Below are 21,226 nucleotides of genomic sequence, written 5' to 3'. Positions count from 1 at the left end.
ACATATTGACCGAACAGCGGCGTATATAGAACAATAGGATAAGGAGGCGTAGCGTGTGACTAAAGTAAATATTGTTATTATCGACGACCATCAACTATTCCGTGAGGGTGTAAAAAGAATATTGGATTTTGAACCTACCTTTGAAGTGGTAGCAGAAGGTGACGATGGAGATGAGGCGGCTCGAATCGTCGAGCATTATCATCCCGATGTTGTCATAATGGACATCAATATGCCGAATGTAAATGGAGTAGAGGCTACTAAACAGCTTGTTGAGCTGTACCCTGAATCTAAGGTGATTATCCTCTCCATCCATGATGATGAAAACTATGTGACTCATGCTTTAAAAACAGGTGCAAGAGGCTATCTCCTGAAAGAGATGGACGCAGATACTTTAATCGAAGCAGTGAAAGTGGTAGCCGAGGGCGGTTCTTACCTTCACCCGAAAGTAACCCACAATCTTGTCAACGAATTCCGCCGTCTTGCGACAAGCGGAGTTTCTGCTCATCCTCAGCATGAGGTTTACCCGGAAATCCGGAGACCATTACATATATTAACGAGACGGGAATGTGAAGTGCTGCAAATGCTTGCAGACGGAAAAAGCAACCGCGGAATCGGTGAATCATTGTTTATCAGTGAGAAAACAGTGAAAAACCACGTGAGTAATATTTTGCAGAAAATGAACGTTAATGACCGGACACAAGCCGTTGTCGTGGCCATTAAAAACGGCTGGGTAGAGATGCGTTAGCCATGTGTGAGAAGACTTGCCTGTTATGGCAAGTCTTTTTTTACAGCTGCATATCTATTAAAATACTTATTAAGTACTTAATAAGGCAGGTAAAGTGATGAAGATTGCAGTTGTAACAGACAGTACAGCATATATTCCGAAAGAGATGAGAGAAGAACATCATATTCATATGATCCCTCTCCAAGTGGTTTTCGGTGAAAAAACATTCCGCGAAGAAACAGAACTCGACTGGAGAAGTTTTTATAAAGAAGTAAAAAATCATGATGAGCTGCCGACTACGTCTCAGCCTTCTTTCGGTGAATTAATCGCATTGTACGAAGAACTGGGCAAAACATATGATGCAGTCATAAGCATACATTTGTCCAGCGGAATCAGCGGAACATATAACAGCGCCGCCTCGGCAAACACTATGGTTGATCATATTAAAGTTTATCCCTTTGATTCAGAGATCAGCTGTTTGGCACAAGGGTTTTATGCGTTAAAGGCAGCACAGCTCATTAAAGACGGTGTTGACTCACCGGAAGAGATTATAAAAGAGCTGGAAGAAATGAAAAAAACAGTCCGTGCGTATTTTATGGTGGACGATTTATCACACCTCCAGCGGGGCGGGCGTCTAAGCAGTGCTCAGGCTTTTATCGGCGGTCTGTTAAAGGTAAAGCCTATTCTTCATTTTGACAATAAGGTAATTGTTCCTTTTGAGAAGATTCGGACACGCAAAAAAGCGATTTCGAGAATTTTTGAGCTGTTTGGGGAGGATGCAAGTAAAGGAATCCCGATGCGGGCCGCTGTCATCCATGCAAACAGGGAAGAAGAAGCGGCGGCTATTATACAGGAGTTAAGCGGTAAATATCCTCATGTCGAATTCTATAACAGCTATTTCGGTGCCGTGATCGGAACCCATTTGGGCGAAGGCGCCATCGGAATCGGCTGGTGCTTTAAAAACTAAGTGAAAATCTCCGTTTTCAAGGGCGGAGATTTTTTTATTTTTTAATTTTCGCAATTCGACAAGTGGGTTCCCGACAAGGCATACTTTGAGCAGAAAGGAGGCAGGGAGATGTCCGAAGGTGCTTCAGAATTTTCAGAGGTGCGGGATTTCTTTTACGGCCGGCATTTATTGAGATCTGAGATACCGTTTTCAGACCAGCGCATTAAGCGTTTTACAGAAAAAGAATATATAACGGCCGAGCCGTCAATCATCCGCCGGAAAAACCGTTACGTCTGCCAACGATGCGGTCAGTCTGATCAAGCCTGCTTTGCGGCATTTTGGGCGCCCTCTGCCAAAAGGCAGATTACCTATTGCCGTGCCTGTGTCGTGATGGGAAGGGCTGATGAACTGACATCATTATATTCTTGGAATCAGGCCTATGAAAACAGCTGGGAACCTGTAAAGCTTTCTTGGGAAGGAACACTGACAGACGGACAGAAGCGGGCGGCCGCCGCGCTTACAGATGCGATAAAAGAGAGACAAGAGCTGTTAGTATGGGCGGTTTGCGGATCGGGGAAAACAGAGATGCTGTTTCCGGGTATCGAGTTTGCTCTGAATCACGGTTTGCGCGTCTGTGTCGCGACTCCGCGTACAGATGTCGTACTTGAACTGCTGCCGAGACTGAAAAAAGCATTTGAGAAAGTCGAAGTTTCTGCTTTGTACGGCGGCAGCGAGGACAAAGGCCGTCTGACTCCGTTAATGATTTCAACCGCTCACCAGCTGATGCGCTACCGAGACATTTTTGATGTCATGATAATAGATGAAGTAGATGCGTTTCCTTTTTCAGCCGATGAGACATTAGGATTCGCTGTTGATAAAGCGAGGAAGAAAAACAGCGCCCTTGTTTATGTAACGGCAACTCCTTCAGACACATTAAAAAAGAAGGCTGAAGCCGGTTTGCTGAAAAGCGTCCGCATACCGGCCAGATATCATCGGAAACCCCTCCCGGAGCCGCGTTTTTTGTGGTGCGGCAATTGGAAGAAGAAGCTTCAGAAAGGAAAACTGCCGCGCTCTGTAACGGATTGGGTCCGCCAAAAACTTCAATCACATCTGCCGGTTTTCTTATTCGTTCCGTCTGTACACATATTGAAAAAGACAACGGATTATTTTCAGAAATTAAACATACGGGCAGAAGGCGTACATGCGGAAGACACATTCAGAAAGGATAAAGTGAAACGGTTCAGAGACGGCCTGCTTGACCTGCTGGTAACGACTACGATTTTAGAAAGAGGGGTCACCGCGCCCAAAGTTCAGACATGTGTCCTCGGCGCAGAAGCACCTATCTTTACTGAGAGCGCGCTCGTACAGATCGCGGGCAGAACAGGAAGGCATTATAAACATTTCAGCGGTGATGTCGTCATGTTTCATTTCGGAATCACAAGCGGAATGAAAAAAGCAAAAAAACATATAGAACATATGAACAAATTGGCACAAAAAAGTAAATTGTTGGACTAGTTAATTTCAGAAAACGTGATACAGTATACTCATACTTTCCTATGAGGAGCTGTCAGCATGCTTGTCAATTCAAAAGAAATCGTATTAAAGGAACTTCTCGACCGCCATATGTCTCAGCTTCATATGAAATGCACATGCCGGGTATGCAAAAATGATGTACTGGCACTTTCATTAAACCGGGCTGAGCCGGCATATGTTACAGATAAAAAGAAAGTTGCTTATGCAAAAGCAGAGATAGTTGATAAACAGAAAAATACGGCGCTGCTTGTCATTCTGGCTGAATCAGCGGCGATTGTTTCGGTTAATCCAAGCGAGTTCTGTGAAACTCGGGAAGGAGCGTAATATCTCTGAATTGTTTATTGTGTGACTCACCAATTTCAAGTTCATTGACTTGGAGATCTCTGTTTTCTCTGGCGCCCGAACAAGAGATATGCAGCATATGCAGCAGCAAATTCGAAAAAATTGAAGGCCCCGTATGCAGTATATGCGGGAGGCCTCAGGAGTCAAATGAAAAATGCGCTGATTGTGCGGCCCGGGAATCAAAAACGGAAAAGCGCTTTTTGCTGCGGCAAAACCGTTCGGTATATTTGTATAATGATGCGATGAAGGACTCATTGGCCCGTTTTAAATTCAGGGGTGATGCGAAAATCATTCAAGCATTTGAACGTGACTTTGCTGCCGGCTTTAAAGCGGCATATCCATCAAATACACATACTCTCATCCCTATTCCGCTGAGCGGCGAACGGCTGGCGGAACGCGGATTCAATCAATCCGAGCTGCTGGCCTCTCTGCTCGGAATGCCCGTCATTTCCCCCCTCATCCGACTGAACAACGAAAAACAATCCAAAAAGAGCAAAACAGACAGGCTGTCCGCAGAAAAAAAGTTTTCAGCAGCCGAAAACTCCGCCGAAGGTATGAACGTCATTTTAATAGATGATATTTATACGACGGGCGCCACACTTCACCAAGCCGCCGAAGTCCTGCTGACAGCGGGCAAAGCGTCATCGGTCTCCTCTTTTACTTTAATCAGGAGCTAAATCATTCTTTTTTTCTGCCGATATAATTGATAGAAATATAAGGCAGATTAAAGAAGGAATAGGAGTTAATACGATGGGTGAATTGGCGAATTGTCCAAAATGCAATGCTTTATTTTTTAAAACGAACCTGCAGACCGTATGCCAGGCATGTATTAAAGAAGAAGAAAAAGCATTTGAAACCGTCTATAAATTTTTGAGAAAGCAGATCAACAGACAGTCGACGATGCAGCAGATCACTGAGGAAACAGGTGTGGATGAAGAGCTGATCCTTAAGTTTATCAAACAAAAAAGGATTCAGATCAGCCAGCTTCCGAATTTGGCATATCCTTGCGAAAGGTGCGGAAATCCAATCAGGACGGGGAAATTTTGCAAGTCCTGTCAGACAGATATTGAGTCGCAATTAGACCATATGAACCAAAAAACAGCCGCTGAATTCGAAGATAAAAACAGTACAAAAGACACATACTATGCCTATAATACCAAAAACACCTGATTCCCTAAACTAACTGATAACGCAGTCGATAAAAGAATTAGACTGCGAACAGAAAGCGAGAGGAATCCTATGAAAATCAATCAGTACGGAACACAATCCGTTAATCCATACCAAAAAAATTACGAAAAGCAAGCCGTACAAAAAGAGGCTGCAAAGCCGAAGGACAAAGTGGAAATTTCTTCTCATGCAAAAGAGCTTCAAAATGCGTCAGATGCGGTCACTAAAACACGTCAGGAAAAAATCGCTCAGCTTAAAGCGGATATAGAGAGCGGAACATATAAAATAGATTCAAACAGCATCGCTGAAAACATAGTAAATTTCTATAAAAAGCAATAAAAAGGAGAAAGCCAATGTCAGCAAAGCCAATTATTGATCAACTGAAGCGACTTTGCGCACTGCATGAACATCTGCTCACGCTGTCTGAGGAGAAAACGGAAGCGCTGAAAGCAGGTAAAACAAAAGTGCTCTCCAACATATTGACCAAAGAGCAAAAGTATATTCAGGCAATCGGGCAGACTGAGGAAGAACGAATCAGGTTAACTTCTCAGTTTCTCAGCCGCGGTGAGGACAATACAATTGCTGCATGCATCTCCAGAACTTCAGGCAGTGAAAAACAGGAGCTTGAAGGGTTATTTCACTCTTTGTCTGCGCTTCTTGACCGTCTGAAAGAAGTGAATGAGATGAACAAACAGCTCACGATTCAGGCTTTACAATTCATCTCCGGGGCATTCGATATGATCATGCCGGGTGAAAAAGAGAATATGAATTATAAAGAGCCGCAAGCGGCGCGCAAGCCTGTCAGCCGTTTGACATTATTCGATTCAAAAGCTTAGAACGGAGGATTTTCAATGCCATCGACTTTTATGGGGCTGGAAACAGCAAGGCGTGCATTGAGTGCGCAGCAGACTGCATTGAGCACAGTTTCAAATAACGTTGCAAATGCAAATACAGAAGGATACACGAGGCAGCGCGTCACATTACAATCGACGAGCCCTTATCCCGCAGTATCAAAAAACAGTGATCTGACGGCCGGCCAAATCGGAACAGGAGTAAAAGCCGGTTCAGTTGAGCGCGTCAGAGACAGTTTTTTAGACTATCAGTACAGAACTGAAAATACAAAATTAGGGTACTATACAGCCCGTTCCAATTCATTGTCGCAAATGGAGGGCGTCATGAAAGAGCTTGACGATAACGGATTAAACGGATCGCTCAGTTCGTTTTGGAATGCCCTTCAGGATCTGGCGACGAATCCGGAAAATACGGGAGCGCGCTCAGTTTTGCAGGAGCAGGGGAAATCTCTTGCCGAAAGTTTTAACTATATATCTACCTCTTTGACTAACATTCAGGGTGATATTAAAAAGAACCTGGATAACACAGCGGATCAGGTCAATTCCATTCTCAATCAGCTGAATGACCTTAACAATCAAATAGCGGCAGTTGAGCCGAGCGGTATGCTCCCTAATGATTTGTATGACCAAAGAGACAGATTGATTGATCAATTATCTTCTATGGCAAATATAAAAGTTTCATATAATAAGTCGGGCGGACATGCCTTGGCGACTGCTGAGGGCACGGTTAACGTCGAATTGCTGAACGGGAACAACAATTCTCTCGGTACGCTGCTCGACGGTAAAACAAAAACAGTTTCAGAAATGAAAATCAACTACGACAAGGACAGCGGCCTCGTGTCGAGTGTGTCAGTCGGCAGCAATACGGTCAATGCGGATGCATTTACCGGAAAAGGCTCACTCTTAGGTCTTATTGAATCATACGGCTATATGTCAAACGGAGAAGAAAAAGGTCTTTATCCTGAAATGCTGACGGCTCTTGACAATATGGCGCTGTCCTTTGCTGACGCGTTTAATGCAGTTCATGAAAAAGGGAAGACCTATACAGGCGAACAGGGTGCAGCATTTTTTGATTTCAGCGGCGGTGAAGCGGTGCCGGCAAAAGGTGCGGCAGCGAAAATAAAAGTCAGTGACAAAATCCTTGCGTCTACTGATAATATCGCAGCGTCGTTAAACGGAGAAAAAAGTGACGGCACCAACGCGACAAATCTTGCAGCCGTACAGAACAGCAAGCTGACTATTAACGGTGAAACCACTACAATTAATGACTTTTATGAATCCCTTATCGGAAAGCTGGGCGTTAATTCACAAAAAGCGGCCAATCTTATGAACAACTCTGAAAGCAACACCCTTTCAGCCGATGAACGGAGACAATCAGTCAGTGCAGTGTCTTTAGATGAAGAAATGACAAATATGATTCAGTTTCAGCACGCTTATAATGCGGCTGCGCGGATTATAACGATGCAAGATGAAATATTCGATAAAATTATTAACGGTATGGGCACCGGAGGAAGATAGGAGATAAGTAAATGAGAGTAACTCAAGGGATGATCGCAAAAAATTCTCTTCGATTTATCGGCTCAAGTTATGACAAGCTCGATCGGCTTCAGCAGCAAGTGTCTACGGGGAAAAAAATCACGAAAGCTTCTGATGATCCGGTCGTTGCAATGAAGGGAATGCAGTACCGTACTCAGCTTGCGCAGGTAAACCAGTATCAGCGGAATGTTTCGCAAGGTTTTACATGGCTGGAAAACTCGGAATCAAGCGTAAACTCGGAAACGGATATTATGGGGAAAATCCGGGACTTGATGGTTCAGGCGAAAAGTGATTCGAACGGTGAAACAGAATTGAAAGCAATCGGTACAGAAATCGGCCAGCTGAAAAAGCAGCTCGTTTCTGTCGCGAATACTCAGGTAAACGGACGTTATCTGTTTAACGGAACAAATTCAGACGTCCCGCCGATCACTGAAAATGCCGACGGCACATATACGTACAACTATGAGAATTATACAGGTGCTTCGGATGTTAACATCAACATCTCGAACGGAGCAGTGTTGAAAGTGAATTCTGATCCGAACTCAGCTTTCGGAGGCGTCGCACAAAATGGAGATAATGTATTTGAATTTCTCAACTCCTTAGAAGCTTCTTTAAGCAAAGGCACGCTGTCCGAAGCAGATTCAAATCAAATTCTGTCAGATATCGACGGTTTTACTGACAAAATGAATGCTGAAAAATCCAATATCGGCGCACGCACAAACCGGTTGGAACTCATTCAGACAAGATTGGAATCACAAGCGGCAACCGCTGAAAAAGTATTGTCCGATAATGAAGATGTAGAAATGGAAGATGTAATTGTTGATTATTTATCTCAACAGACGGTTCATAGAGCAGCGCTGTCAGTGAATGCGAACATCATTCAGCCGTCACTGATTGACTTCCTGAAATAATATAACTGATCGTCTTCAATATATAAAAAAAGCGACTCACAACAGGGAGATCGCTTTTTTTACTAAAATACTATAAACAGGAGGGATCTCTGTGCAGATGCCGAGATTGATTATTGACAGTGTGCCTGCTAAAATCGGTATAACCTTTCAAAAGGAAGAAATCGAGATGGAACAGCCGCCCGCTGACCTGGAAATTGAGCAGCCGCCGGCAGAGCTGAACATAGAAAGCACGCCGGCCAAACTGACGATTGACCAGACGAGGGCGTGGGAGAACTTGAATCTCAAATCATTTGAAAAGCTGAACGCTGAAGCCGCCCAGAAAGGTGCGGAAGCCTGCAGCGAGTTTATTGCAAAAACAGTCAGGGAAGGGAAGGAAATGGCGGCTATCGAAAAGAAAACGGGCAATGTGATGGCCCGGCAGGCAGCAGATGTCAGACCGCCCGATCCATTTGGCGAGTTCAGCGACTTTCTGCCTGCGCAGTTTCTCGTCGACATTGACTGCATTCCATCAAAGCTTACGATTGATATTGAAGCCCGCAAACCTTCAATTGAAGCAGCCGTCAATAAACCTGTATGGAATTATACGCCGGGGAAAGTTCAGATTGATATGATGCAAGACCCTGAGGTGACGATTTCGGTTGACGATGGCAACGCAGAATAAAAGATGAAAGTGGTAAAGGATTGTGAAGCATGATAATTAAAACAAAATATCACGGAGAAATCAGAATAGACGAAGGGCAGATTATCTCATTTGAAAACGGCCTGCCGGGATTTAATGACGAGACTCAATTTGTTGTTCTTCCTTTGTCGGAAGATTCACCGTTTTTGGCGCTGCAGTCTGTCAAACAGGAGCACATCGCCTTTATTGTCGCCAGTCCGTTTATTTTCTTTAAAGGGTACGAATTTGACATTGACCATGCGACGCTTGAACTTTTGCATATTGAAGATATAGAGGACGTCGAAGTGATGGCGATTTTAACGCTGGAAGAGCCTTTTGAAAACACGACCGCCAATTTAAAAGCGCCGATTATCGTCAATAAAAAGGAAATGAAGGCGAAACAAATCATTTTACATGATGCTTCCTATGAAACAAAACATCTGATAGGAGGAGGATCATGCTAGTTCTCTCAAGAAAAGTGAATGAGTCCATTCAGATCGGGCCGGATATTGAAATAAAGGTGATCGCCATCGAAGGAGAACAAGTGAAGCTGGGAATTGAAGCGCCTCAGCACGTAGATATTCACAGGAAAGAAATCTACTTGTCGATCCTGGAAGAGAACAACAGAGCTGTATCTTTTAATACTGATTTATTACTTAACTTATCCTCACAAAAAAAGTGAGGATTTTTTTATTTTCAATATAAACAATAGAAACGGCCATCCGATATATATAGTGTAGCCAATGAGAGGAAAAATTTTCTTCAGAATGACGCTGCGCAAATGCACAAGGACGTGCGAAAAACAATTCAGGGAGGAAATACAAAATGAGAATCAACCACAATATCGCGGCTCTTAACACTAGCCGTCAGCTGAATGCAGGTTCAAACTCTGCTGCAAAAAACATGGAAAAATTATCTTCAGGTCTTCGCATCAACCGCGCTGGTGATGACGCTGCGGGTCTTGCGATCTCTGAAAAAATGCGTTCTCAAATCCGCGGTTTAGACATGGCGTCTAAAAACGCTCAAGACGGAATCTCTCTTATCCAAACATCTGAGGGTGCATTGAACGAAACTCACAGCATTCTTCAGCGTATGAGCGAGCTTGCTACACAAGCGGCAAACGATACAAACACTGATTCTGACCGTTCTGAGCTTCAAAAAGAGATGGACCAATTAGCGTCTGAAGTAACAAGAATCTCTACTGACACTGAGTTCAATACGAAGAAACTTCTTGACGGAACTGCGCAAAACCTTACGTTCCAAATCGGAGCTAACGAAGGCCAAACAATGAGCCTGTCTATCAATAAAATGGACTCTGAAAGCCTGAAAGTTGGTACGACTTATACTGTATCTGGTGATCAAAATACACTTACAGCAACTGACGGAAGCACTGCTACTTGGGCGGATGCAGACGATGCTACAAATAAACCAGCTGGTTATTACGATGCTGGCGGTAAAGTTATTGCATCTGAAAAATTAGCTGCAGATTCTAAAGTAACAAAAGGTATCGACATCTCATCTTCAGCTAAAGCTGCGTCTTCAGCTCTTACAACAATCAAAACAGCTATCGACACAGTATCAAGCGAGCGCGCTAAACTTGGTGCGGTTCAAAACCGTTTAGAGCACACAATCAACAACCTTGGTACTTCTTCTGAGAACCTGACTTCTGCTGAATCACGTATCCGTGACGTAGACATGGCTTCTGAGATGATGGAGTACACGAAAAACAACATCCTTACTCAGGCTTCTCAAGCTATGCTTGCGCAAGCTAACCAACAGCCTCAGCAAGTTCTTCAATTGCTTAAAGGTTAATGACGGAAAGATCCTGGTTCTCCAGGGTCTTTTTTTTATTTCTTCAGCTATCTCCCCCTTCAGCAAGCCAAAGAACCCTATTGACAAAATGAAACATTATATTTTGCAGTTAAATTATTGAAAACCTTTTAATATGACCGATATAAGAATAAGATCATACATTTATGGAGCTGTGATATGATAAACAGTCGGAAACTCACTGTTGTCATAGAGCCGTATACGACTAAACGCCGAAAAGGAGAGGGTACATATGGTCACAAGAATCACAGGCCTTAATTCCGGTCTTGATGTAGATTCTCTGGTGAAAAAAATGATGGATGCCGAAAAGCAGCCGCTTAATAAATTAAACCAGCAAAAGCAGACGCTTGAATGGAAGCGCGATGCTTATCGGGAAGTGAATACCCAGATTGCCGACATGTATTCTACGACATTTAATAATATGCTGATGTCCACAAACTGGAATAAAAAAACAGTAACAAGTTCGGATTCCAGTGTCAGCGCGGTGGCTGTCAGTGCTGAACAGAATATTTCAACGAGCATGTCTGTACAGCAGCTGGCCACACCGACGACTTATAAATCATCAGGGGCCATCAATTTCACTTCGGGTCAGAGCCAAACATTGAAATTCAATGTCACAAATCCGGGTGAAACGAAGCCGACTGAGGTAAACGTCACGATCGCCGCGACCGATACGATTGACGATGTCATTTCCAAACTGAACAGCTCGGGCCTCGGGGTGACGGCTTTAAAAGAGAAAATCTCCAATGGCTCGGATTATGTGGATACGATTGCGTTCACTTCCAATAAAACGGGGGAAGGATTTACCCTTTCAGCAGGTGATGACGCAACCAAAAGCTTTCTGAAAGATCAGCTCGGTTTTGCCGTTGATGATGCAACAAATGAACTGACGGCCAATGCCGAAGGGAAAAACGCGAAGTTTACGTTCAACGGGCTTGAAATGACAAAAACGTCAAATAACTTTACGATCAACGGCATCAAATACACGCTGAACAGCGTGACGGACAGCAATAAAACGGTTACGATTAACAGCACGACTGATACGGACGGCATTTTTAACAACATTAAAGATTTCGTTGATAAATACAATACGTTAATTAAAAGTGTAAACGAGAAGGCGTCGGAATCAAAATACCGTGATTATAAGCCGCTAACCGATGAACAAAGAGAAGCGATGACCGATAAGCAGATTGAGCAGTGGGAAGCAAAGGCCAAAAGCGGTTTATTACGGAGCGACAGCACGCTGCAGAACGGTTTGGCGGAGATGCGGCTTGATCTGTACTCAACGGTTACGATTGACGGGAAAAAATATCAGCTTGCAGATTTCGGAATTGAGACGTCTGATAGTTATACGGATCAAGGAAAGCTTGTCATTAAAGACGAAGCGAAACTGAAACAGAAAATTACCGAGAATCCTGCTCTCGTGGCTAAACTGTTTAATGCAGACAGCCCTGATACAGCGAAAACCAAAAACCCGGAGGAACAGGGGATTGCCCGGAGATTAAAAGACACATTAAACAAAATGCAGACCCAAATTTCAAAACAGGCGGGTACGGAAAGCTCGGTATCAACCAGCTTTGCCATCGGAAAAAGCCTGGATGAAATAGAAACAAATATTTCCAATATGAAAACGAAGCTGGATGACATCGAGACGAGATATTATAAAAAGTTCAGCGCACTGGATACGGCATTGGAGAAATTGAACAGCCAATCTTCATATCTCACGTCAATGTTAGGATCTTCAACATCATAACCTTGGAGGTTTTATAAAAATGGCAATAAATAATCCTTTTGCTGCTTATCAGCAGACATCCGTCTTTACAGCCGCTCCGGAAGAGCTGACCCTTATGCTTTATAACGGCTGCCTGCGATTCATTAAGCTGGCCAGGCAGGCGATGAAGCAAAACAACCTTGAAGCCAAAAATGAAAATATCGTAAAGGCGCAAAACATCATTCAAGAGCTCAGCATCACGTTAAACCGGGAGATTGAGATATCTGAACAGATGTCATCCATTTATGATTACATCCGCCGCCGGCTGATCGATGCGAACGTGCAGAATAACGGAGAATTTTTAGATGAAGCGGAAAAACTCGTTACTGAATTTCGCGACACGTGGAAGCAGGCCATGCAGAGTGAACGGAAAAACAGCCATGGCGCGGGCGGCCTTGCCTGATGAACAGCAATGTCTTTTCTTTGTATAACGAAACGAAGAACATGTACGCCGCACTGAAGGACGCCCCGGAAAGCGACGGTCTTATCAGCAGCGTTACGGCATTTACGGAGAAAAGGGAGGAGATGCTTGCGGGCATAAAGCCGCCTTTTTCCGAAGAAGAAAAAACGCTGCTTCAGCAGGTGGCCGCGATGGACCGCCTGATTACCGGCGAAGTGAAACGGATTCAGGATGGTATCCGAAATGAAATAAAAACGCTTAAGAAAAAACGAATCTACCATAATACGTATTTCAATCCGTATCATCAAACGACAAGTGACGGCCGTTATTACGACAAACGCAAATAGGTGAGTGTTTTGAGAAGTTTGAACGATTACCATTTGGTGTCAGCCTATTACCAGCTTCTTTTTACGATTGATGAGGGGCTTTGCTACCTGTTGGACACGCAGGATGATTTTTTTAAGACGGAGGGCGAGCGGATTTACAATGATTTGATTCAGGCTTTTTTTCATCTCGATTCCTCTCATGCGCTTCTGCTGTCTATCATTGAGTGCCGATGCGTGGAGACGGCGATCCGCTCATTTGACGAGATCTTTCAGGATTTCAGCATGTTAAATGATTATGATTTCCCGTCCGCCCCTTTTCAGGAGTTTTTAAAAACCATCTTTCTGCCGCATTATAAGCTATGGATGGAGCAGACGCACGACTGCATCAAACCGTATGTTCTTCACTAGACCTGCTGCAAGCGGCAGGTCTTTTGCCTGCGTCCTCTGCATATACTTATAATCCTGCCGGAAGCTGCCGGATAAAGCCGACACCATTCGCCATCGTTCACCGAATTTACACATTATTTTAACGTTTCAGCAGGGATCAGAAGGGGTAAAAGAGAAATAGTTACATATCCTTAGATAAAGGGAGGCGTTCTTTGATGAACTACAATATCAGAGGAGAAAACATTGAGGTTACACCTGCGTTAAAGGATCATGTGGAGAGAAAAATCGGCAAGCTGGAGCGATATTTCGAGCAGAGCGTCAATGCCGATGTGAACGTCAACTTAAAATTCTATAATGATAAGGAATCCAAAGTTGAAGTCACCATTCCGATGACTGATCTGGCGCTTCGTTCTGAAGTGCATAACGAGGATATGTACAATGCAATTGATCTCGCAACAAACAAGCTGGAACGTCAAATCCGAAAGCACAAAACAAAAGTCAACCGAAAATTCCGCGAGCAGGGTCTTCCGAAACATTATTTCGAGAACGGCAGCGCTGCTGATACGGGCGTAGCGGTTCAGGACGAAATTGAAGATGACAGCCCGGAAATTGTCCGTCAAAAGCGTTTTAATTTAAAACCGATGGATAATGAAGAAGCGATTCTCCAAATGAATATGCTCGGACATAATTTCTTCGTATTCACCAACGCGGAGACGAATCTCACAAACGTCGTTTACCGCAGAAATGACGGCAAATACGGATTAATTGAACCGACTGAATAAACCCATCCAGCCTTCCGTGAACGCGCGGAAGGTTTTTCTCTATCTTTATCTGCAAATTCTTTGGAAATGGCAAAAGGTATGTTATGATAATGAGAGGTATACATGGACAGAAAATTATCATTTATTCCATGCAAAATCTGCATGTGAACATAGAGGAGCGTTATAGATGCTTGGGATTTTAAATAAAATGTTTGATCCGACCAAACGTGCGCTGAACAAATACGAAAAAATAGCAAATGACATTGATGCCGTAAGAGGAGATTATGAAAATCTCTCTGACGAGGCGCTTAAACATAAAACGGCAGAATTTAAAGAGCGGCTTGAAAAAGGAGAAACGACGGATGACCTTCTTGTCGAAGCGTTTGCCGTCGTTCGTGAAGCTTCCCGCCGCGTAACCGGCATGTTCCCGTTTAAAGTGCAGCTGATGGGGGGCATCGCCCTTCATGAGGGGAACATTTCCGAAATGAAAACAGGGGAAGGGAAAACGCTGACGTCCACGCTTCCCGTGTATTTAAATGCGTTGACGGGAAAAGGCGTTCACGTCGTAACGGTCAACGAATATCTGGCGAGCCGTGATGCCCAGCAAATGGGAGAAATTTTTGCGTTTCTCGGGCTTACAGTCGGCCTGAACCTGAATTCGATGTCAAAAGACGAAAAACGAGAAGCTTACGCAGCCGATATCACGTATTCAACGAACAATGAACTCGGCTTTGATTATTTGCGTGACAACATGGTGCTCTATAAAGAACAAATGGTACAGCGCCCGCTTCATTTTGCCGTTATTGATGAAGTCGATTCAATTTTAGTCGATGAAGCGAGAACGCCATTGATTATTTCCGGACAAGCTCAGAAGTCCACAAAACTGTACGTGCAGGCAAATGCGTTTGTCCGCACACTCAAGAAAGATCAGGATTATACGTATGACGTCAAAACGAAGGGCGTTCAGCTGACGGAAGAAGGAATGACGAAGGCTGAAAAAACGTTCGGCATCGACAACCTGTTTGATGTCAAAAACGTGGCCTTGAACCACCATATCAACCAGGCTTTAAAAGCCCATGCAGCGATGCAGAAAGACGTGGATTATGTTGTTGAGGACGGCCAGGTCGTCATCGTTGATTCCTTCACCGGCCGTCTGATGAAAGGACGCCGCTACAGCGAAGGTCTTCACCAGGCAATTGAGGCGAAAGAAGGCCTGGAGATTCAAAATGAAAGCATGACATTGGCGACGATTACGTTCCAAAACTATTTCCGTATGTACGAAAAGCTTGCCGGTATGACCGGTACCGCAAAAACGGAAGAGGAAGAATTCCGCAATATTTATAACATGCAGGTTGTATCCATCCCGACCAACCAGCCGGTCATCCGTGACGACCGTCCGGACTTGATCTACCGCTCAATGGAAGGGAAATTCAAGGCGGTGGCGGAGGATGTCGCCCAGCGCTACATGACCGGACAGCCGGTTCTTGTCGGTACGGTTGCCGTTGAAACGTCTGAATTGATTTCTAAACTTCTGAAAAACAAAGGGATTCCGCATCAGGTGCTCAATGCCAAAAACCATGAGCGTGAAGCTCAGATTATTGAGGAAGCGGGACAAAAAGGCGCTGTCACGATTGCGACCAACATGGCGGGACGCGGAACCGACATTAAACTCGGCGAAGGCGTAAAAGAGCTTGGCGGCCTTGCAGTCGTCGGTACGGAACGCCACGAATCCCGCCGGATTGACAATCAGCTCCGCGGACGTTCAGGACGTCAGGGAGACCCGGGCATCACACAATTTTATCTTTCAATGGAAGATGAATTGATGCGCCGTTTCGGAGCTGAACGGACGATGGCGATGCTTGACCGGTTCGGTATGGATGACTCCACGCCGATTCAGAGCAAAATGGTGTCACGCGCCGTGGAATCATCTCAAAAACGTGTCGAAGGAAACAACTTTGATTCACGTAAACAGCTTCTTCAATATGACGACGTGCTCCGTCAGCAGCGCGAAGTCATATACAAGCAGCGTTTTGAAGTCATTGACTCTGAAAACCTGCGTGACATTGTGGAAGGCATGATCACGTCTTCTCTGGAGCGTGCGATTGCCGCTTATACGCCGAAAGAGGAGCTTCCGGAAGAATGGAATCTTGACGGCCTCGTGGAGCTGGTGAATTCAACGTATCTTGATGAAGGCGCACTTGAAAAGAGCGATATCTTCGGAAAAGAACCGGATGAAATGCATGAGATGATCATGGACCGCATCATGACAAAATATAATGAAAAAGAAGAGAATTTCGGCACAGAGCAGATGCGTGAATTTGAAAAAGTCATCGTATTGCGTGCCGTTGATTCAAAATGGATGGATCATATTGATGCGATGGATCAGCTGCGTCAAGGGATTCACCTCCGCGCTTATGCGCAGACAAATCCGCTGCGTGAATATCAAATGGAAGGCTTCGCAATGTTTGAGCACATGATTGAGTCCATTGAGGACGAGGTTGCGAAATTCGTCATGAAGGCCGAGATTGAAAGCAATCTGGAACGCGAAGAAGTTGTTCAGGGCCAAACGACGGCTCATCAGCCGCAGGACGGCGATGAGGCCAAACAAGCGAAAAAAGCGCCGGTGCGAAAAGTTGTGGATATCGGACGCAACGCGCCTTGCCATTGCGGCAGCGGAAAAAAATATAAAAATTGCTGCGGCCGGACAGAATAGTCTCGACTGTATGAAGCGAACATGACCGGGTCTGCGTCTTATGGCGCCCCGGATCTTTTAATGAGGTGAATGGAATGGAATTATCAGAAATCAGGGCAGAGCTCGAAAATATGGCTTCTCGTTTAGCGGACTTCAGGGGGTCTCTTTGACCTCGAATCAAAGGAAGCCCGCATTGCAGAATTAGATGAAAAGATGGCGGAACCGGAATTCTGGAATGACCAGCAGAAGGCCCAAACCGTCATCAATGAAGCGAACGGTCTGAAAGAATACGTGAACTCCTATCATCAGCTGAGCGAGTCTCACGAAGAGCTGCAAATGACACATGATCTTTTAAAAGAAGAACCTGACCAGGACCTTCAGCAAGAGCTTGAAAAAGAGCTGAAGTCATTAACGAAGGAATTGAATGAATTTGAGCTTCAGCTGCTGCTCAGTGAACCATATGACAAAAACAACGCGATTTTAGAACTTCATCCGGGGGCCGGCGGTACGGAATCCCAGGACTGGGGTTCCATGCTGCTCAGAATGTATACCCGCTGGGCGGAAAGACGCGGTTTCAAAGTTGAAACGCTTGATTATCTCCCGGGAGATGAAGCAGGAATTAAGTCAGTCACACTGCTTATTAAAGGCCACAATGCATACGGCTATTTAAAAGCGGAAAAAGGCGTACACCGCCTCGTGCGGATTTCTCCATTTGATTCATCAGGCCGCCGTCACACGTCATTCGTGTCATGTGAAGTCATGCCTGAATTCAATGAAGAAATCGACATTGATATTCGTACCGAAGATATTAAAGTTGATACGTACCGGGCGAGCGGTGCCGGCGGACAGCACGTCAATACGACTGATTCAGCCGTTCGGATCACCCACCTCCCGACAAATGTAGTCGTCACGTGCCAGACGGAACGTTCACAAATCAAAAACCGCGACCGGGCGATGAAAATGCTCAAAGCGAAGCTATATCAGCGCAGAATTGAAGAACAGCAGGCGGAGCTTGACGAAATCCGCGGCGAACAGAAAGAAATCGGCTGGGGCAGCCAAATCCGCTCGTACGTCTTCCATCCGTACTCCATGGTGAAAGATCACCGCACCAATACGGAAATGGGGAACGTGCAGGCGGTTATGGACGGAGATATCGATATCTTCATTGACGCCTATTTACGTTCTAAACTGTCATAATCCGGGAACACACCTGCCTTTGGCAAGGTGTGTTTTTTTATCCGTTCTCTTTTTCCATTTTTCACAACAGCGCTTTAGCAAATTAATACGGTATTTGGCTGTTATTTACTTCTAAGCCGGGAAGACTTAAAATGCTATCGAGAGAAAATCGGAGAACGGAGGATTTTGCATGGATGTGAATCACAATAAGCCGCTCCGTCTGATCAAAGATTATATATACATCATGATCGGCGCGGCGATTACGGGGATCGTGTTTAACGTATTTTTGCTGCCGAACCGTATAGCAGCGGGGGGAGTAAGCGGGATCAGCACCATTTTAGAAACGTTTGGTTTTGAACCGGCTTACGTGCAGTGGATTATTAACATCCCTTTGTTTATCGCCGGAGTGATTATTCTCGGCGGGAAGTTCGGAATGAAGACACTGGTCGGTTCCATCGTTCTGCCGCTCGCCGTCTATTTGACAAGAGATCTGCCTGCCGCGACGACCCATGAACTGCTGGCGGCGATTTTCGGAGGCGTCGGGATCGGAACGGGAATCGGCATCGTGTATCTCGGCAAAGGCTCCACGGGGGGAACGGCTCTGGCAGGGCAGATCATTCACAAATACACGGGGCTTTCGCTGGGAACGTGCCTTGCCATCATGGACGGATTAATTGTGCTGAGCGCGATGCTCGTTTTCGGAGTGGAGCAGGGACTGTATGCGATGCTCGGGGTATTTATTTCAAGCAAAACGATTGATGTCGTGCAGGTCGGGTTCAACCGTTCCAAAATGGCTTTAATCATTACGCAGCATGAAGAAGCCGTCAGATCGGCTGTGTTTAAAGAAATCGACAGGGGTGTGACGAAGATTTCCGCAGTCGGCGGGTATACGGAACATGACCGGCCGATCTTAATGTGTGTCGTCGGCCAGACCGAATTCACAAAACTGAAACAAATCGTCAAACAAATTGATGAGTCAGCCTTTGTTATTGTCGCAGACGCAAGCGAGGTGCTCGGCGAGGGTTTCAAACGCGCGTAAACGGGGTTATAATAGCGAAGGGGTGCATCTTACATATGAAATCAAAATGGGCGCTGCTGGCGCTGGTTCTGACCATGTCCGTCCTGCTGGCGGCATGCGGCGGATCCAATGAATCGAAAAAAGAAAGCTCTGACAGCTCAGGCGGATCAAAAGCTTCTGCGTCAGCAGGAGAAGAGCTTTATCAGCAAAGCTGTATCGGCTGTCACGGAAAAGACTTAGAAGGCGGCGGAGGCCCGAATTTACAGGAAGTCGGCGGGAAGTATGATGAAGCTAAAATTGAAAGCATCATTAAAAACGGACGCGGCAATATGCCGAGCCATCTTGTAAATGATAAGGAAGCCGCTGAGATCGCAAAATGGCTGTCACAGAAAAAATAACAGAAAAACCTTGCCTGTTATAGGGGCAAGGTTTTTTCACGGTCTGGGAATGAAAAGAAACTGTAATAGTAATATGTCTAAATTTGACGTATAATGAAGTGTACTGAGGAAAAGGAACTTTCAGATTTTTCATCTGTTTCCTGGTAAATCGGCCATAAACCGCTGTACGTTTGCGAACTCTATGGCTGCAAGACATAATTAAAAGATTAGGTGATTTCATGATAGAGATGAAAGAAGTATATAAATCCTATCCGAACGGTGTAAAAGCGATTAACGGGCTGTCAGTCATGATTCATCCCGGAGAATTTGTATATGTCGTGGGACCGAGCGGAGCCGGTAAATCTACTTTTATTAAAATGATTTACAGAGAAGAAAAGCCGACAAAAGGGCAAATATTGATTAATCATAAAGATCTCGCGTCTGTGAAAGAAAAAGAGATTCCTTTCGTGCGGCGTAAAATAGGTGTTGTTTTCCAAGATTTCAAACTTCTTCCGAAATTGACGGTGTTTGAAAACGTCGCGTTTGCACTTGAGGTGATCGGAGAGCAGCAGTCAGTCATTAAAAAACGCGTGCTCGAAGTGCTCGATCTTGTGCAGCTGAAGCATAAAGCGCGGCAGTTTCCCGACCAGCTTTCCGGAGGAGAACAGCAGCGTGTTTCCATCGCAAGATCCATCGTCAACAATCCTGACGTCGTGATAGCTGACGAACCGACGGGCAACCTTGATCCGGTAACATCATGGGAAGTCATGAAGACGCTGGAAGAGATTAATAACCGCGGAACGACCGTCGTGATGGCGACACACAATAAAGAAATAGTAAACACCATGAAGAAACGGGTCATCGCGATCGAAGACGGAATTATTGTGCGTGATGAGTCAAGAGGGGAGTATGGTTCTTATGATTAAAATTCTCGGGCGCCATTTGCGTGAGAGTTTTAAATCTCTCGGAAGAAACACATGGATGACATTTGCATCCATCAGTGCCGTTACCGTTACATTGATTTTGGTCGGCGTGTTTTTAGTCATTATGCTGAATTTAAACAACATGGCTAAAAATGCTGAAAAAGAAGTGGAAATTAAAGTATTAATCGATCTGACATCTAATAAGAAAACGCAGGATACGCTGCAGAATGAGATTAAAGACATCTCGGGAATCCAAAGCGTAGAGTTTTCATCTAAAGATAAAGAGCTTGATCAATTGGTCAAAAGCTTCGGCGACAGCGGAAAGGCCATGAAAATGCAAGATCAGGAAAACCCGCTGAACAACGCGTTTATCGTCAAAACGACAGATCCGCATGATACGCCGAAAGTCGCGAAAAAAATTGAGAAGCTGGATCATGTGTATAAAGTGACATACGGGAAAGAAGAAGTCAGCCGTCTGTTTAAGATCGTCGGGGTGTCACGCAACATCGGGATTGCGTTAATCATCGGCCTTCTGTTCACGGCGATGTTCTTAATTTCAAATACGATTAAAATCACGATTTTCGCCAGAAGAAAAGAGATTGAAATCATGAAGCTTGTCGGCGCGACAAACTGGTTTATCCGCTGGCCGTTCTTCCTGGAAGGGCTGCTGCTGGGGGTATTCGGTTCTATCATACCGATCGCTCTCGTGCTGAGTACGTACCAGTCGATGGTCGCTTGGGTGGCCCCGAAAGTTCAGGGATCATTTGTTTCACTTCTGCCGTACAGTCCGTTTGTGTTTCAAGTATCACTTGTGCTCATTCTGATCGGCGCGGTTATCGGAGTATGGGGAAGTCTGACTTCCATCCGGAAATTCCTTCGTGTATAAATACAAAAGCC

Annotated in this window: 25 protein-coding genes; all 25 read left to right on the top strand. The window is 44.9% G+C overall.

Annotated features, from left to right (window positions below):
- Nucleotides 1-55 precede the first annotated feature (55 nt).
- The 25 genes from degU (at nt 56) to ftsX (ending at nt 21,215) form a co-directional block, all read left to right on the top strand.
- Nucleotides 56-745: a two-component system response regulator DegU gene (gene degU, locus NYE36_RS18070; RefSeq protein ID WP_003219701.1), complete on the top strand. Its 690-nt coding sequence runs from the start codon at nt 56-58 to the stop codon at nt 743-745.
- 97 nt (nt 746-842) lie between these two features.
- On the top strand, nt 843-1,691 hold the full coding sequence (locus NYE36_RS18065) for a DegV family protein (RefSeq protein ID WP_007407483.1): 849 nt from the start codon (nt 843-845) through the stop codon (nt 1,689-1,691).
- Nucleotides 1,692-1,799: 108 nt separating this feature from the next.
- Nucleotides 1,800-3,185 carry a DEAD/DEAH box helicase gene (locus NYE36_RS18060; protein ID WP_265451073.1) on the top strand — a complete coding sequence of 462 codons (1,386 nt, stop codon included), beginning with the start codon at nt 1,800-1,802 and terminating at the stop codon, nt 3,183-3,185.
- Between the two features lie 57 nt (nt 3,186-3,242).
- Nucleotides 3,243-3,527 (top strand): competence protein ComFB, encoded by a 285-nt coding sequence (locus NYE36_RS18055; RefSeq protein ID WP_007407481.1) that lies wholly within the window; start codon nt 3,243-3,245, stop codon nt 3,525-3,527.
- A gap of 5 nt (nt 3,528-3,532) precedes the next feature.
- Nucleotides 3,533-4,222, top strand: coding sequence for a phosphoribosyltransferase family protein (locus NYE36_RS18050; protein WP_198404715.1), 690 nt, complete (start codon nt 3,533-3,535; stop codon nt 4,220-4,222).
- Between the two features lie 73 nt (nt 4,223-4,295).
- Entirely contained in the window at nt 4,296-4,715 is a 420-nt protein-coding gene (locus tag NYE36_RS18045; RefSeq protein WP_025285352.1) for a TIGR03826 family flagellar region protein, read from the top strand.
- A 69-nt stretch (nt 4,716-4,784) separates the two neighbouring features.
- Entirely contained in the window at nt 4,785-5,051 is a 267-nt protein-coding gene (gene flgM, locus NYE36_RS18040) for a flagellar biosynthesis anti-sigma factor FlgM (protein WP_003151393.1), read from the top strand.
- Between the two features lie 14 nt (nt 5,052-5,065).
- Nucleotides 5,066-5,548, top strand: a complete 483-nt coding sequence (locus NYE36_RS18035) for a flagellar protein FlgN (protein WP_265451072.1) — start codon at nt 5,066-5,068, stop codon at nt 5,546-5,548.
- A gap of 15 nt (nt 5,549-5,563) precedes the next feature.
- A complete protein-coding gene (flgK, locus tag NYE36_RS18030; protein WP_063094265.1) occupies nt 5,564-7,081 on the top strand; it encodes a flagellar hook-associated protein FlgK in 1,518 nt (505 codons plus the stop codon).
- A gap of 11 nt (nt 7,082-7,092) precedes the next feature.
- A complete protein-coding gene (gene flgL, locus NYE36_RS18025; RefSeq protein WP_003151396.1) occupies nt 7,093-8,010 on the top strand; it encodes a flagellar hook-associated protein FlgL in 918 nt (305 codons plus the stop codon).
- Nucleotides 8,011-8,101: 91 nt separating this feature from the next.
- Nucleotides 8,102-8,671 (top strand): DUF6470 family protein, encoded by a 570-nt coding sequence (locus NYE36_RS18020; RefSeq protein WP_032867077.1) that lies wholly within the window; start codon nt 8,102-8,104, stop codon nt 8,669-8,671.
- Between the two features lie 29 nt (nt 8,672-8,700).
- Entirely contained in the window at nt 8,701-9,132 is a 432-nt protein-coding gene (gene fliW / locus NYE36_RS18015) for a flagellar assembly protein FliW (RefSeq protein WP_007407475.1), read from the top strand.
- Nucleotides 9,126-9,350: a carbon storage regulator CsrA gene (csrA, locus tag NYE36_RS18010; protein ID WP_003151402.1), complete on the top strand. Its 225-nt coding sequence runs from the start codon at nt 9,126-9,128 to the stop codon at nt 9,348-9,350. The genes fliW and csrA overlap by 7 nt, the downstream gene beginning before the upstream one ends.
- Before the next feature lie 143 nt (nt 9,351-9,493).
- A complete protein-coding gene (locus NYE36_RS18005; RefSeq protein WP_007407474.1) occupies nt 9,494-10,480 on the top strand; it encodes a flagellin in 987 nt (328 codons plus the stop codon).
- 250 nt (nt 10,481-10,730) lie between these two features.
- A complete protein-coding gene (locus NYE36_RS18000) occupies nt 10,731-12,251 on the top strand; it encodes a flagellar hook-associated protein 2 (RefSeq protein WP_099567127.1) in 1,521 nt (506 codons plus the stop codon).
- Nucleotides 12,252-12,270: 19 nt separating this feature from the next.
- Entirely contained in the window at nt 12,271-12,672 is a 402-nt protein-coding gene (fliS, locus tag NYE36_RS17995) for a flagellar export chaperone FliS (RefSeq protein WP_003151407.1), read from the top strand.
- Nucleotides 12,672-13,016 carry a flagella biosynthesis regulatory protein FliT gene (gene fliT / locus NYE36_RS17990; RefSeq protein ID WP_007407472.1) on the top strand — a complete coding sequence of 115 codons (345 nt, stop codon included), beginning with the start codon at nt 12,672-12,674 and terminating at the stop codon, nt 13,014-13,016. Before fliS ends, fliT begins: the two co-directional genes overlap by 1 nt.
- Nucleotides 13,017-13,025: 9 nt before the next feature.
- Nucleotides 13,026-13,403: a hypothetical protein gene (locus tag NYE36_RS17985; protein ID WP_003151412.1), complete on the top strand. Its 378-nt coding sequence runs from the start codon at nt 13,026-13,028 to the stop codon at nt 13,401-13,403.
- A 194-nt stretch (nt 13,404-13,597) separates the two neighbouring features.
- Nucleotides 13,598-14,164, top strand: a complete 567-nt coding sequence (raiA, locus tag NYE36_RS17980; protein ID WP_003151413.1) for a ribosome-associated translation inhibitor RaiA — start codon at nt 13,598-13,600, stop codon at nt 14,162-14,164.
- A 166-nt stretch (nt 14,165-14,330) separates the two neighbouring features.
- Entirely contained in the window at nt 14,331-16,856 is a 2,526-nt protein-coding gene (gene secA, locus NYE36_RS17975) for a preprotein translocase subunit SecA (protein WP_265451071.1), read from the top strand.
- A 74-nt stretch (nt 16,857-16,930) separates the two neighbouring features.
- A protein-coding gene (prfB, locus tag NYE36_RS17970; protein WP_096034905.1) for a peptide chain release factor 2 occupies nt 16,931-18,032 on the top strand; the annotation gives its coding sequence in 2 pieces (ribosomal slippage) (nt 16,931-17,002 and nt 17,004-18,032; 1,101 coding nt in all).
- Between the two features lie 169 nt (nt 18,033-18,201).
- On the top strand, nt 18,202-19,050 hold the full coding sequence (locus NYE36_RS17965; protein WP_012118565.1) for a YitT family protein: 849 nt from the start codon (nt 18,202-18,204) through the stop codon (nt 19,048-19,050).
- A 35-nt stretch (nt 19,051-19,085) separates the two neighbouring features.
- Nucleotides 19,086-19,427 (top strand): cytochrome c551, encoded by a 342-nt coding sequence (cccB, locus tag NYE36_RS17960; RefSeq protein ID WP_007614074.1) that lies wholly within the window; start codon nt 19,086-19,088, stop codon nt 19,425-19,427.
- 218 nt (nt 19,428-19,645) lie between these two features.
- On the top strand, nt 19,646-20,332 hold the full coding sequence (gene ftsE, locus NYE36_RS17955; protein WP_007407465.1) for a cell division ATP-binding protein FtsE: 687 nt from the start codon (nt 19,646-19,648) through the stop codon (nt 20,330-20,332).
- The gene (gene ftsX, locus NYE36_RS17950) at nt 20,325-21,215 is read left to right on the top strand and encodes a permease-like cell division protein FtsX (protein ID WP_007407464.1); all 891 of its coding nucleotides are present in this window, start codon (nt 20,325-20,327) and stop codon (nt 21,213-21,215) included. The genes ftsE and ftsX overlap by 8 nt, the downstream gene beginning before the upstream one ends.
- Nucleotides 21,216-21,226: the final 11 nt, after the last annotated feature.

The organism is Bacillus sp. FSL R5-0593, from assembly GCF_038603755.1.
In the GTDB taxonomy this organism is placed as follows: domain Bacteria; phylum Bacillota; class Bacilli; order Bacillales; family Bacillaceae; genus Bacillus; species Bacillus velezensis.
This window is presented reverse-complemented; position numbering and strand designations above follow the sequence as displayed.